At 34.5% G+C, this 13659-nt stretch carries 12 protein-coding genes; 6 read left to right on the forward strand and 6 right to left on the reverse strand.

What is annotated here, in order from left to right; genetic code table 11:
* From Q0W04_RS09540 to Q0W04_RS09550, 3 genes are all read left to right on the forward strand, one after another.
* The coding region (locus tag Q0W04_RS09540) for a non-ribosomal peptide synthetase (RefSeq protein ID WP_298502601.1) at positions 1-2854 on the forward strand (2854 nt) is incomplete at its 5' end.
* A 38-nt stretch (positions 2855-2892) separates the two neighbouring features.
* Positions 2893-5163, forward strand: a complete 2271-nt coding sequence (locus Q0W04_RS09545) for an ABC transporter permease (RefSeq protein WP_298502603.1) — start codon at positions 2893-2895, stop codon at positions 5161-5163.
* Between the two features lie 80 nt (positions 5164-5243).
* Positions 5244-7100, forward strand: coding sequence for a sensor histidine kinase (locus Q0W04_RS09550; RefSeq protein ID WP_298502605.1), 1857 nt, complete (start codon positions 5244-5246; stop codon positions 7098-7100).
* A gap of 171 nt (positions 7101-7271) precedes the next feature.
* On the opposite strand, the gene Q0W04_RS09555 is transcribed toward Q0W04_RS09550, so the two are convergent.
* Positions 7272-7697 (reverse strand): hypothetical protein, encoded by a 426-nt coding sequence (locus tag Q0W04_RS09555; RefSeq protein WP_298502607.1) that lies wholly within the window; start codon positions 7695-7697, stop codon positions 7272-7274.
* A gap of 163 nt (positions 7698-7860) precedes the next feature.
* On the opposite strand from Q0W04_RS09555, the gene Q0W04_RS09560 reads away from it, so the two are divergent.
* Positions 7861-9099 (forward strand): MFS transporter, encoded by a 1239-nt coding sequence (locus Q0W04_RS09560; RefSeq protein ID WP_298502609.1) that lies wholly within the window; start codon positions 7861-7863, stop codon positions 9097-9099.
* A gap of 87 nt (positions 9100-9186) precedes the next feature.
* Here the strand turns inward: Q0W04_RS09560 and Q0W04_RS09565 are convergent, their stop codons facing one another.
* The 3 genes from Q0W04_RS09565 to Q0W04_RS09575 form a co-directional block, all read right to left on the reverse strand.
* Entirely contained in the window at positions 9187-9456 is a 270-nt protein-coding gene (locus Q0W04_RS09565; RefSeq protein ID WP_298502611.1) for a hypothetical protein, read from the reverse strand.
* Between the two features lies 1 nt (position 9457).
* Positions 9458-9745 carry a hypothetical protein gene (locus Q0W04_RS09570; RefSeq protein WP_298502613.1) on the reverse strand — a complete coding sequence of 96 codons (288 nt, stop codon included), beginning with the start codon at positions 9743-9745 and terminating at the stop codon, positions 9458-9460.
* A gap of 303 nt (positions 9746-10048) precedes the next feature.
* Positions 10049-10291: a hypothetical protein gene (locus Q0W04_RS09575; protein WP_298502615.1), complete on the reverse strand. Its 243-nt coding sequence runs from the start codon at positions 10289-10291 to the stop codon at positions 10049-10051.
* Between the two features lie 80 nt (positions 10292-10371).
* Between Q0W04_RS09575 and Q0W04_RS09580 the strand changes: the two genes are divergently transcribed.
* A complete protein-coding gene (locus Q0W04_RS09580) occupies positions 10372-11106 on the forward strand; it encodes a class I SAM-dependent methyltransferase (protein WP_298502617.1) in 735 nt (244 codons plus the stop codon).
* Between the two features lie 95 nt (positions 11107-11201).
* Positions 11202-11378, forward strand: coding sequence for a hypothetical protein (locus Q0W04_RS09585; protein ID WP_298502619.1), 177 nt, complete (start codon positions 11202-11204; stop codon positions 11376-11378).
* Here the strand turns inward: Q0W04_RS09585 and Q0W04_RS09590 are convergent.
* Positions 11375-11941 carry a DUF6434 domain-containing protein gene (locus Q0W04_RS09590; protein ID WP_298502621.1) on the reverse strand — a complete coding sequence of 189 codons (567 nt, stop codon included), beginning with the start codon at positions 11939-11941 and terminating at the stop codon, positions 11375-11377. The genes Q0W04_RS09585 and Q0W04_RS09590 overlap by 4 nt on opposite strands.
* 1 nt (position 11942) lies before the next feature.
* On the reverse strand, positions 11943-13469 hold the full coding sequence (gene cobQ, locus Q0W04_RS09595) for a cobyric acid synthase CobQ (RefSeq protein ID WP_298502623.1): 1527 nt from the start codon (positions 13467-13469) through the stop codon (positions 11943-11945).
* Between the last annotated feature and the right edge of the window lie 190 nt (positions 13470-13659).

Genomic DNA, 13659 nt, shown 5'->3' on the forward strand with positions numbered 1-13659 from the left:
TGTTGATGATAACAGTGCCAAACGCATGAAAAGCATCATTGCTGAAAATGATTTGAATATTAATGTCTTTAATGTTTCTGATATTGCTGCAGGCAACATTCAAACTTCAAAGCATTTAAGCACTGTTGAAGTTGATGAGGAAGACATTGCTTGCGTTTTATACACTAGTGGTACTACTGGTGTTCCTAAAGGCGTTTTGGTTACTAGAAAAGCCATAAATAACTTTGTATCATGGTATGTTGATGAAACAAACTTCACTTCCAGCGATGTTTATGGCATGCATTGCTCTTATGTGTTTGATATGCATGTGCACGCATTATATTCTCCGGTCATTTCTGGAGGTTCATTGTATGTAGTTCCAGAAGACATCAGGCTTGATTTGAAAGCTTTAAATGATTATTTTGTTGAACATGGATGTACTCATACCTACATTACAAGCCAGGTAGGTAAGCTATTTGCTGAAAGCGGCATGGAAACCACAATCAAACTTTTATGTTTTGGTGGAATGAAGCTTGGTGAGTTGAATGCACCGGATTCCATCGGTCCATTTGAATCCTATGGTCCTTCAGAAAACCTGGCAATATCAACAAGCATATTCGCAAACAAACGTATGCATCACTCAAGCATAGGCAGATTCATCAGCAATGTAAAAGGATATGTGCTGGATAAGGAGCTTCGCCGTGTACCTTTAGGTGCAGTAGGGGAATTATATCTAGCAGGCAGTCAATTAACTCCGGGCTATTTAAATCGCGCCAAAGAAAATGATAATGCATTCTTTGACAATCCATTTGATGATAAAAAAGGCTATGAGCGCATTTATAAAACTGGAGATATGGTAAGATTCTTGCCTGATGGCACATTAGGCATTATTGGCCGTCGTGACAGCCAAGTTAAAGTAAGAGGAAACCGTGTGGAACTCACAGAAGTTGAATCATCAATAAGAAGTATGACCAGTGTTGAAGATGTCACAGTACAAACAACTATAAATAACGGAAATAATGAATTAGTTGCCTATGTTGTAATAAACAATGATTTGGATGGGGATGAATTGAAGAATTCCATTTGCGATTATGTCAATGCACATAAACCTGAATATATGGTTCCATCATACGTCGTTAAATTAGATGCAATTCCTTTAAATGTTAATGGAAAAGTAGATAAACGTGCTTTACCTGAAATTGACAAAACAAGCCTGCAGGTAGAATATGTTGCCCCAAGAAACGAAAATGAAAAAGAGATTGTCGAAGCCTTCAAAAAGGCATTGAATTTGAAAAAAGTCGGAATATATGACGATTTCATTCGTTTGGGTGGAGATTCATTGACTGCAATTAGGCTGCTGTCATATATTGAATCCAATGATATTACCATGGTAGATATCTTCACTTTCCGCACTCCGGAGGCAATTGCAAAAAACATGACTGATTTCTCATTTGATTTAGATATTTATAGTTTGGAAAGTGGTTGTCCATTGAATGCAGCTCAGCTTAATGTATTTGGCGATGTAATCCTTTATAATAAAAAGGATGCTTATCATATACCTGGATATATTGCCATTTCTAAAAAATATTGCCTTGAAGACATACTTAATGCTTTAAATGAACTGTTAAACGCTCATCCTATTTTGAGCATGCACCTAAGCGACATATACGAAGTAAACGATGCAGACGATACTGGCAATTTGGATGCGATTATTGATTTAATAAAGATAGCTAAAAAACTTGGAATCAAAAAAATCATGAATTTGATTAATAAATACGGATTAAAAGACGTGAGCGGCATTTATAATATGATTAAAACTGTCATACGATTGCTTAAAGGAGAATATCCATATCTGGTAAAAGGAGACAAGCCTCCGATTTCAGTAAAATCCAAAGATGATAATGACATTATCATAGAGTTCCTTGCTGAAAGTATGGATATATTTAATAATCTCTCCAAGTTCATGATCGTTGAAACTGAAGAATCATATTACCTGTTTTATCTAATTCACCACATCATTTTTGATGCAACTTCTGCAGGAGTATTCAAACATGATTTCGAAATTCTTCTTGACGGAGGTAGTGTTGATTTCGATGATGCCTTCTTAAAATCATCAGCTTATACACATCAGATAAAAAGTACTGAAAAATTCGATGAGGCAAGTGAATATTATTATCCAATATTAACATCCCTTGATGATGTGGGCACATTATTGGAAGATGATTCATCTGAAGGATATAGCACGTCAACCTGGGATTTAAAATTCGATAAAATGGTATTCAAATCATTTTTAAATAATGCTGGAATTAGTGAAAATGTATTGTTCACAAGTGTATTTGCATATGCCCTCGCTCAATTTGTAGATGGGGATAAAGTATTATTCACAATGATTGAAAATGGACGTGACAGATTCAACGAAAATTTCATAGGCATGACATCCAATGTAATGCCGTTAGTTGCAGACTGTAAAGACAGAAGCATAAATTCGTTTATGAAAGATATGGCCGATGCAGTCTATGGAATTTCAAGGCACAGTTATTATCCAATTGTGTTACTCTATCAAAAATATGATTTTGAGGTTAACATCCTATTCCAATTTGTACCAAATTGGATAGCAGATGACTTTAATAATGTGGAGGGCATTGATGATATTGGCTCTGAAGTCATGAATCATATCCTAAATTCCCATGGTGATCAGATAACGGAATTCTTTGTTCAAATTTACCAAAACGGCGAAAATTACAGGTTAATAATCACAAATTCAAATAAATATTCCAATAATCTGATTGAAGATTTCAAAGAAACTTATACATCAATATTATCAAATATTATTAATACTGACATATATTCCAATTTAAACAGTACTTTAAAATAGTTTTAAATATGAAACTATATTATTACAAGGTGAAAAACATGCTTGCAAAAAAGATGATAAGAGATATAATGAAACACAAAACTCAATTCATATCTATCTTTTTAATGGCATTTTTAGGAATGTTTCTTTTAGCAGGTATAGGCAGTGAATGTGTAGGTCTCGAGGTCAATGTAAACAATTTTTATGAGGACACCAACTTGGCTGACGGCTGGATTTATTCGCCTTACTTAAATGATTTGTTTTTGGAGCAAGTGTACAATTTAGGTGAAACTACACAAATGGAAAGACAGTTAGTAGTTGATTCTGTAGCAGACTTTGAAAATAATCCTGAAATAACGCTGCATTTCGTTGAAAACAACACAGTATCTAAGTTCTATTTAGTTGAAGGTGAACCGTTAGACATTAATGATTCCAATGGTGTATGGCTTGACAAGGGTTTTGCCGATGCCAAAGGCTTGAAAGTTGGAGACAACATTAGTTTTGAATCCAAAGGTTATAAAATCGAAAAAGAAATTAAGGGAATAGGATATTCGCCAGAATATGTTTTCCATGCATCATCATATTCAATAAAACCAGACCATGACAAAATAGGCTTTGCTTACTTGTCATATAAGGCATTTCCAAAGGATACTGTCCCATATAATGTACTGAATGTTAAGTTTGATGGTAAAGCAGAAACATTTGGCAAATTAGTTGATTACCGTTTAAATGGCTATTATAATTCATTTGTGGACAGGTCAAATCATCCAAGTGTCAATCAATTTTCACAGGAAATTACAAAACACAAAATGATGGCAGACATTTTTCCAGTAGTATTCATTATAATTGCAATGTTAATCCTTTTAACAACAATGACAAGGATTATAGCAAATCAACGCAACCAGATAGGTATATTAAAAGCCAACGGATTTAGAAACAACACAATTCTGCTGCATTATATATCCTATGGCTTTTGGCTGGTTCTTTTTGGATCGCTTTTGGGTTTGTTTTTAGGACCTATGATCTTGCCTCAGCTCTTTTATCCATCAATGATTAGGTCATATCAACTTCCATTATGGGGTCCTGCATGGAGCATAAATTTTGCATTTGTAATGGCTTTGATAGTCCTGTTTTCACTTTCAGTTTCATACTCTGCTGTTTCAAGCATTTCAAATGAAAAGCCATCAGATGCAATAAGGCCAAAAGCACCTAAGATATCTACTTCAGGATTTATTGAAAAACTAAAGATTTGGAAGAGATTGTCATTCAATGTCCGCTGGAATTACAGGGATGCTAAAAGAAATAAGATGCGAGGATTAATGACCATAATAGGAGTTATGGGTTGCAGTGCGCTTTTGGTTGGTGCATTCGGATTGTATGATGGATTAAATGATGTGAAAGAATGGGAATACAATCAAATTAACCATTATGACTCAAAGTTGGTTATTGATGAGGATGCATTAACATCACAAATTGACAATGTGGCTAGTGAAGTAAATGGCGAAAAAATAATGGATGGAACTATTGAAATCGAATCAGACACCCTGAAAAAATCGGGTTCGCTTCTTGTTTTAGGTGATACTAATCTAATAACGCCAACTGATGATGACTGGAATAAAATAGACATTAAAGACGATGAAGTTTCAATTTCACAAAAGATGGCTGACATGCTGGGCATCGGTGTTGGTGATACCGTTAAATGGCATATTATGGGGTCAAATAAATGGGTTGAAACTAAAATCGATAAAATCCATGCAGATCCAATGTCACAGGGCATTATCATGTCTCCTGATAAATTAGAGAAATTGGGTTTAAATTACACTCCTACAAGTATCATAACCTCCGAGCATGTGAATAAAACATTTGATGGAATTAAAACAATCAATTCAATAGATGACATCGAAGATAGCTGGGACGATATTACTGAGACAATGTGGCTTATAATTTACGTGCTGATATTCTTTGCTTGCATTTTAGCAATCATCGTATTATATAATTTGGGATTGCTGTCATTTACGGAAATTGAAAGGGAAATTTCAACCCTTAAGGTATTGGGATTCAAAACTAATGACTTAAGAAGATTGCTATTGACACAAAACCTGTTCTTTACAGTAATTGGTTTTATATTGGGAATACCTTTAGGTTTATACATTTTGGGATTGATGTGGCAGTCTTCAGGAGATGCATTTTACATAATCCCTTCATTAACTGTTACAAATGTTTTATTGACTGCTGCAATAATATTTACATTGTCAATAGTCGTGAACCTAATGTTTTCACGCAAAATCAAGAAATTGAATATTGTTGAATCCCTAAAACGAATTGAATAGTGAAATGAAAATATATATTAATTATTACTCTATAAATTATTTAATGACCATATGTATGATGGAGGCTCTGAGTTATGAAGATGGCATATTTTACTTATGATGATGAAAAACTTTTCGAAATCAAGGTTGATAAACTCGAATATATAGAGGATGAATGCCTCATAAAGGATGTTCCTCAAATGGATGATGAACAAATAGAGTTTCTATCTAATTTAGGCGAAGAGATATTTATTTTATTGCCATACAATGATGGTGAAGATTTTTACCTGAAATACATTAATCATTTGGAATATTTTAATCATTGGGACAACAACTTAAAAATAGGATCACTGATATCCCATACGTATGGACATAATGATGAAGAAAACAATTTATTGAAAATGTTTCAGGAAGTGTATAGGACCGGTGAAAAGAAGACCGGAATACTCAAGTACCTGAATGATGAGGGGAAATTGCTGAAATATCTTGATTTTCGTTACTTTAGGGCTGGAGATGAAATTGTTTCAATTCATGAAGACATGACTGAAGTTAAAATGTATAGGGACCACACATTAAATGATGAAGATTTGGGTGTTGCCATAGTGCAGGACGGCAAATTTGTTGATTTGAATGAAAACTATGCAAGGTATGTTCATAAAACAAGAGAGCAGATGTTAGGTTCTGAATATAGTTTTGGAGGTATGCTGCCAGAGGTTGGTGAAATAATTAAAAGGGAAATTGGACTTATCTCACGACAGAAAAAGGTATTGTATAAGGCCCCTATAGCATCCTATAATAACGACGGCAGTATAAAATTTTTCATAAATGGTGAAATTTCATATATTACCTATGACAATCGTCGAGCGGCGCTGATAAAAATTAAGGATTTGACACAGCAGGAAATAGCTAAAAATAGGATAGAATCCAGTCAGGATTCAAAGACTCAGCTGAAATATACTTTTGAAAGTTTAGCCGAAAATTCAAAAACAATCGTATCCTACGGAAAATACTCTGAGGATAAATTCATTGTTTCTGATAATTTCTATGATGTCATTGAAGATGAAAGCAGGTCATTCCCATTTAATACGCAGACAGTAAGAGAGTTCATGCTAGGTGAAGATTTGGAACTGTATGATTCAATGATAGATTCACTTAGTCCTGCAAATCCCGATGTGGAATTCACAACAAGCATAATGACACTGAAGCTTAATATTAAATATATTAGACATCATATTAAAAGGATTTATGATTCACAGGGTAATGCTGAAAGTTATGTTTCATCACACCAGGACATTACAGATGAAGCATCATATGTCAATTCACTGAAAAAACAGATATTCAAAAAGAATGAGATTATCAAAGACAAGGATATCCAAATCAAAGAAGCTCATCATAACATAAAAAACAGCTTAAACATTCTATTGTCACTCATACGTATGGAAGAGCACAGTCATATGCCTCTTGAAGAAATCGTGGATGATACCAAAACACATCTCAAATCAGTTAGTGTGATGCATGAGAAGATATATCAATCAGAAAATTTAGTTGAAATAAACTTAAAAGAATATATTGATTCCATTGTCGAATCGCTGTTTGATATCTATTCATCAAAAATACACTACATCTCAAAAGTGGAGGATATAAAATTAAATTCCAAGCAGGCAAAATCTCTTGGATTAATAGTCAATGAACTTATAAACAACACTGTAAAATACGCATTCCCTGATGGCAATCCTGGAAATGTGGAAATAAGAATTGGACGTCTTGACAAGAAAATTGAAGTGGAATACCGTGATAGTGGTGTTGGAATACCGGATAGCGTTGATTTTGACAATCCAACCAGTCTGGGTTTGACAGTTATCCAAAACCTCACAAAACAGATTGATGGTGAGATAGGATACACCTATGACAATGGAACATATATAAAAATAGTGTTTACTGAAAGTGACTCATTCTAGATTATTATTTCGATGATAATCTTTTTGGGCTTCTAATTGTCTTTAAAGATAATTTTTGAAGTATCAACAGTATTTAACAGCCAATACATTGGTGGACAAACTAGATTAATCTAATGTTTCAGTATGTTTCAATAAAACATATGATAAAATCAATAACAGCTTTTTTGGATTCTAATCAATCAGATTATCTATCTCATCGAAAAGTTCGCCATGGTTTTCAAACAGATTTTTCATTTCATCATCATTTTTAGACATCAGAACCATTTTGAGCTGTTCATCACTTTTAGAGACTTTTACCTGTTCAGATTCATAATCGTTAGCAATAATCATGGATTTGATTCTGTTATATGTGTCTTCAGTTAAATTATGTCTTCTGGTAATGTTCAACACATCCATTGCATGTATTAATCCATTTTCCGGTCTGTCAATACATGAAGACAGTTTGACTTTTGTAATCATATAATATGGGGCTTCAATTTTGTCCCGGCGAAGCACGATTGTAATTTTTGATATCACATGATCGTCACTTGAGTTTTCATTAATGAATTTAATCATTTGAATCTGTTTAATGTTTGCATCATTGTTCATGAAATTCATGGTAATATATTCTTTTTAGAATTATTTAACATTTTTGTGCAAGAATTCTCCGGCTTGAGAAGTTCAAGATGGCTTTTCAACAGTGTTTTCAAAAAAATAGAAAATTATTTAAAAAATCTTTAATTAAAATTATAATCAATATAGTTAAGTGGGTTGTTGAAGAATGTTGATGAATGAACAGACAAAGCTAAATAAAAATCATTATAGGATTTTCGGTTTGAGTTGGGCAGGTTGGGTTTTTGATTTCTATGATCTGGTACTATTTACCTTTTTAATATCACAGCTGCAGTCCAGCTTAAACATTAACGCTGAAATGCTTTCACTGTGTTTAGGTTTGTCATTGTTCGCCACCGGTTTGGGCGGAATCATTTTTGGAGCACTGGGAGATAAATATGGTCGTAAAAGAGTACTGCAATGGACAATCATTGTCTATTCTATAGGAACATTGCTGTGTGCTTTTTCATGGTCTTTTTATTCACTTTTAATTTTCAGATTCATCACAGGTCTAGGTGTTGGCGGAGAATGGGCAACCGGTCAAATTTATATCAATGAAACGTTTCCGGATAATCTTAGAGCTAAATTCGGAGCTTTCATGCAATCCGGTGCGCCTGTTGGTGTAATTCTTGCTTCAATCGTTGGTGGAGTAATAACTCCAGTAATCGGCTGGAGAGCAACATTCCTACTTTCAATACTTCCTGCACTCATGGTTATTTTTGTAAGAAGATATCTCAAGGAATCTGATGTATGGCTTGAAAATAAAGATCAGTATGTCAACAAAAACATTTTTCAGGAATTTAAACAATTGTTTGCAACCGAATACAGAAAAATATTCCTCATATCTTTAATATTATGTGTTTTTGGTATGTCTGCTTACTGGTTTACCTATTCCTGGCTTCCGACATATCTTGAAAAGGAAAGGGGTTTGGCATTGGTTGGTACCACGCTGGGAATTGTATTGATTCAATGCGGAGATTTTGCAGGATACACTAGCTTCGGTTTTGTTGCTGAAAAGCTTGGAAGGCGTCCTGCATTTACTATCTACAGTTTCATCATGGCTTTAAGCATATCCATGATAACACTTTGCTGGAATCAGATTGTTGCAATTCCGGATTTGATATTGGTCTTCATGTTCCTGACAGGATTTGGTACAGGATTTTTCGGAGGATTTGGAGCACTGTTTTCAGAGTTGTTTCCAACAAAAATCAGAAACACTGCTGTTGGAACAGTATTCAACCTTGCACGTGGAATACAATTCATCACGCCGGTTATTATTACTGTTGTTGCCACATACTTCGATTTAAGTTATGGAATTGCTATAGCAGCAATATTTGCTCTTCTTGTGGGAATCTGGATTTGGGTTTTCCCTGAAACAAAAGGAACAAGTATAAATGAGTTAAATTAATTTTAAATAAAAATAGATGGTTTGTTGATGTTTTTCAACAACCATTAATGTTTTAAACCCTTTTTTTAAGAGTTTAGGGATTAAAATCTAAAATCCCATTGCTTCAAGCATTGATTCAACACCTAAAACAATAATTGCCACTCCACCGAATATTTCAATGTAATCCGCATATTTGATGGCTATCTTTGTTCCGTATGTTCCAAGCAATAACCATAGGATTACTGCGATCACGCTCAATATTGACAATATGATTGGATTGACATGGGCAACGGCTCCCTGTGATGCAAGAATCAGGTTTTCGATGTTTCCAAAGATGAGCAATCCGGTAAATGGGGCGTAAGCTTTTAAATCCACCATATTATGCACTTCCTTTGTTTTGTCTGAGGTTATGCACTGCATCGCGAATGGATATGATACCCAATATTACAATTGCAAGTCCGCCAATGAATGTAATGTATTGTGAATACTGCATTGCAACGTCTGTTGCGACAAATCCAATAAATAACCATATTATTACAGCTATGATGCTTAACAAACCTAAAACCTTAGGATTAACACCATTAACAACACCCTGGGATGCTAAAATAAGGTTTTCTATATTTCCAAAAATAATCAGGCCAACAAATGGCAAAAATTCTTCTAACATTAATATCACCATGTATCTGAATTAAAAATCAAATTCAATAATTATTTTATTTGTTTTCATGGTTATTAAATTTAATCGCGATTTTTGTTTGTTTTATATTAGCTTATGAATGTTGGAATTTTAGCATCAATTATATGTAATGTGAGATTATGCAAGATTTTTTTAAGTTGACCGGTGAGAGATATTCTGTTAGAAAATATGGCGAAAAAGAGATTGAATATGAATAATTGAACATTTCCGGCTTAAAGAAGCCAGAGAATTCTTGCACAAAAATGTTGAATAAAATAAAAAAAGAGAGCAGAATTATTCTGCTTTAACTTCGGTAACGAAGGTCATGTTTTCAATGGTTTCGGTTTCACCAGCTTTAATTGTGTAGATTGGGGAACCGAGTAAGATTAAACCGTTACATACTTCTCTGATTTTGTTATCAGCTACTTCCTGCATGTGGGTTCCTTCGTATGTGAATCCTGCGTCTGCATTACCTTCTAAATCAAATGAAATTACTTCACCAGATTTCTTGTTAGTTGCGTTTACATTTAAAATCATATTTTAATCTCCAAAAATTAATTTGATATTTATTAATTTGTTAGTTAACATTTTTAAATGATACGGTTTAATTTTTAAATATGGACATACCATTATATTTCTACATTGCCTACAGAGATTTGGACAGGTTATCTCCCGGAAGTGTCGTGACAACTAAAAAGGTCATTGATAAAATTGATTTGGACATTGATGGTGAATGGAATATCCTGGACATTGGCTGCGGTGTTGGCCAGGCTACAATTCTACTTGCAGAGCACTTTAAAAATTCAGAAGTTGAAGCAATCGATTTGTTTGTCCATTACCTGAACGTTTTGGATGAAAAGATTAGCAAAAATAATCTTTCAGATAGGGTCTTCACATATCAGATGGACATGAGGGATTTGGACTTTGCAAATGAGGAGTTTGACATTGTATATGCTGAAGCTTCAATTGAAATAATAGGATTCGGGAAAGGTTTAAAAGAGTGGAAGAGATTATTGAAACCGAATGGATATCTGATTGTTTCTGATGTTTCATGGATTGAAAAACCGTCTTCTGAAAGCAGAAAATTTTGGAAAAACACTTATGATGAAGTAGATACTATTGAAAACAAGATTTCACAAATCTCTGATGGGGGTTATGAGTTCATTGACTATGTCATTGTCCCCATGGAGGATTGGAGAAGTTTTCATAATAAGTTGGAAGAAAATTTAGCCAAATTAAACGGTGATAAATCTACAAGGGACTTTGTAAGACAGTTGAAAAAGGAAATAAATGTGTATAGGCAAAACAGTGATGATTATTCATATGTATTTTACATTATGAGGCGAGTTTAGTTTGGAATAGCTTTAAATTATGATGTGTCAATGACTGAGGTGTCTCTTGCATGGCTTCTAAGTAAGGTAATATCTCCAATCGTTGGGCCTACAAAATGCATCATGTTGAAGGGGCGGTAAAATCCGTTGATTTGAAACTGAGAATGAAGATATTGAATATTTGCAGGAACCCTATGCTGCACATGATTTTGGTCGGTGTAATGGCTGACAATCAGGCATCCGCATCAGACAATGACAAGGTATGGCAAAAACACACAAAGGATAGGATTTAGTTCAATATTTCCAAATCCTTATCTTCATACTTGTTGTGACCTTTAATGCTCTTTTTGTATTTCCAGCAGGCAATTGCATCATCTAATGATTTGTCTTCATTATTTTTAAAGAAATCTCTTATGTACTGGTTGTATTCGAACTGCTTGCCTATTTTGGTTTTTTCCTTTGAGTTTTGAATTTCATGATAAGCATTGATTGCATCCCGATAGGTCTTATCGGGATTCGCCTTAAGCCATTTCTGGAATTTAACCTTGAAGGTAAAATTTTTTCCAATTTCTTTTTTGAAAAACTCCCGTTTGTCTTCACTGCACCTGAAGTTTTCTCCAATCTTTAAATCAGGAGTTATTTCTATATGACTATTTTTAACGTTAACGATTGGGGTTTTTTCTTTTAATTGTTCACCGGTATCAAGGTAATGAATTATTCTCTTTTCGAGCTCTTCTTTGCTTCCGCTAACTTTAAGACCTTCTTTTCTAAGAAAATCTTTGAGTTCCTCCTTTAAAAAATAGTACTCTTTAAACTCTTCGCCAGTCAGGTCTGCTGTTAATGTGGGTCTTGTCATCTTAATCAAAAATCAGTTTATCGATTATGTCCATGTCGAGGTTTTCCTCAACAATTTCAGCTAATCTGTTAAGTGAATAATCCTTTTGAGTTTCGTATGGATCTTCGCCATATTTTGCTTCAAGGCCTTTTTTCACACGGATATAATTTAGAAATTCTCTTCTGAAGTTGTAGTTGTGGAATATTCCATGGAAATATGTTGCAAAGGCATTTCCATTTACGGCACCATCGATTTTACCATCTTCATTGTTTCCCTGGCCCTGTTTGATATCCAAAAGTGCAGTTGAGCTTAAAAGTTCGCTTGTTCCCTCATGGATTTCATAGCCTGTAACTTCCTCTCCAGTGATGTCTTTAAATATCTCACCTGCAAGACCATCCAAATCATCCGGTATTGTTGCAACTGATTGGGTTACAATCTTACCTTCTCTCGAAAAGCTTGATTCAATATCCAAAAGTCCCAGACCTTCAATTGTTCCATGTTCTGATTCGCGCTTGTCATCATCATGGATGATGTTTCCCAAAATCTGAAGGCCACCGCAAATTCCTACAATTGGAATTTCAGATGATTTTTCAATGATTTTATCTGCAAGGCCGCTTTCTCTTAATGCATACATGTCCTCTGTGGAATTACGGGTTCCTGGAATCAGTATTGCATCTACATCGCCAACATCATCATTGACTCCAATCATCTTAAGCGCCACATCCTCTTCGTATTCGAAAGGATCTATATCGGTGAAATTGGCTATTTTTGGCAGGCGTATCACACCGATGGTTATGTCCTTGTCCTGTGCAAATACATGTGTTGTCAGTGATGCGGAGTCCTCTTCAGGTAACTTTAATGTTTCGTCATAAGGAAGAACTCCCAAAACAGGCTCGCCGGTGATTTCCTCGATTCTGTCAAGTCCTGGCTTTAGGATATCAAGATTTCCTCTGAACTTGTTTATGACAGTTGCCTTAAGACGTGACCTGTCATAGTCATCAAGAAGGACATATGTTCCGGCAATTGCCGCAAAAACACCACCCATTTCAATATCAGCTATCAAAATTACATTTGCATCTGCCAAATGGGCTATTTCCATATTTGCGATGTCCTGATCGCGCATGTTAATCTCAGCAGGTGATCCTGCCCCTTCAATGAAAATTATATCGTATTTTTCAGATAGAATTTTAAAGCTTTCCTTTATTGCATTGAATGCTGTATCATGGTATTTGTGCTGGTAGTCATAAAAGTTCATGTCTCCAACGGATTTTCCCTGGATGATGACATTGGATGTGAAATTTCCTTTTGGTTTGAGTAAAACCGGATTCATATGAATACTCGGTTCAACCATAGCGGCTTCGGCTTGAAGCATCTGAGCTATTCCGATTTCCCCATTCTCCTTAGTGGTGTATGAGTTTAGGGACATGTTCTGTGATTTGAACGGAGCTACATTATAACCCCTATTTTTATAAATTCTGCATAGTGCCGCTACAAGCATACTTTTTCCAGCATTGGATGAGGTTCCCTGAACCATGATACATTTTGTCATGTATAGAATATATTTAGTTAATGTTATAAATAATTTAAAAATGAGTTTTATTTAACATTTTTGTGCAATAATTCTCCTGCTTCTTTAAGCTGGAGATGAATTGCACTTTGATAGATATTAGAATTTTTTTCATTAAAAAAAATTATTACTCTTCAAATGCTCTCTTTGATAAACTCTTTTTATTATAAGT

Origin of the sequence: uncultured Methanobrevibacter sp. (assembly GCF_947170395.1) — an archaeon.
In the GTDB taxonomy this organism is placed as follows: Archaea; Methanobacteriota; Methanobacteria; order Methanobacteriales; family Methanobacteriaceae; genus Methanocatella.

Coding starts and splice junctions, on each gene's coding strand:
- Q0W04_RS09545 (WP_298502603.1), top strand. CDS start 2,893: ATGCTTGCAAAAAAGATGATAAGAGATATAATGAAACACAAAACTCAA.
- Q0W04_RS09550 (WP_298502605.1), top strand. CDS start 5,244: ATGGCATATTTTACTTATGATGATGAAAAACTTTTCGAAATCAAGGTT.
- Q0W04_RS09555 (WP_298502607.1), bottom strand. CDS start 7,697: ATGAATTTCATGAACAATGATGCAAACATTAAACAGATTCAAATGATT.
- Q0W04_RS09560 (WP_298502609.1), top strand. CDS start 7,861: ATGTTGATGAATGAACAGACAAAGCTAAATAAAAATCATTATAGGATT.
- Q0W04_RS09565 (WP_298502611.1), bottom strand. CDS start 9,456: ATGGTGGATTTAAAAGCTTACGCCCCATTTACCGGATTGCTCATCTTT.
- Q0W04_RS09570 (WP_298502613.1), bottom strand. CDS start 9,745: ATGTTAGAAGAATTTTTGCCATTTGTTGGCCTGATTATTTTTGGAAAT.
- Q0W04_RS09575 (WP_298502615.1), bottom strand. CDS start 10,291: ATGATTTTAAATGTAAACGCAACTAACAAGAAATCTGGTGAAGTAATT.
- Q0W04_RS09580 (WP_298502617.1), top strand. CDS start 10,372: ATGGACATACCATTATATTTCTACATTGCCTACAGAGATTTGGACAGG.
- Q0W04_RS09585 (WP_298502619.1), top strand. CDS start 11,202: ATGCATCATGTTGAAGGGGCGGTAAAATCCGTTGATTTGAAACTGAGA.
- Q0W04_RS09590 (WP_298502621.1), bottom strand. CDS start 11,941: ATGACAAGACCCACATTAACAGCAGACCTGACTGGCGAAGAGTTTAAA.
- cobQ (WP_298502623.1), bottom strand. CDS start 13,469: ATGACAAAATGTATCATGGTTCAGGGAACCTCATCCAATGCTGGAAAA.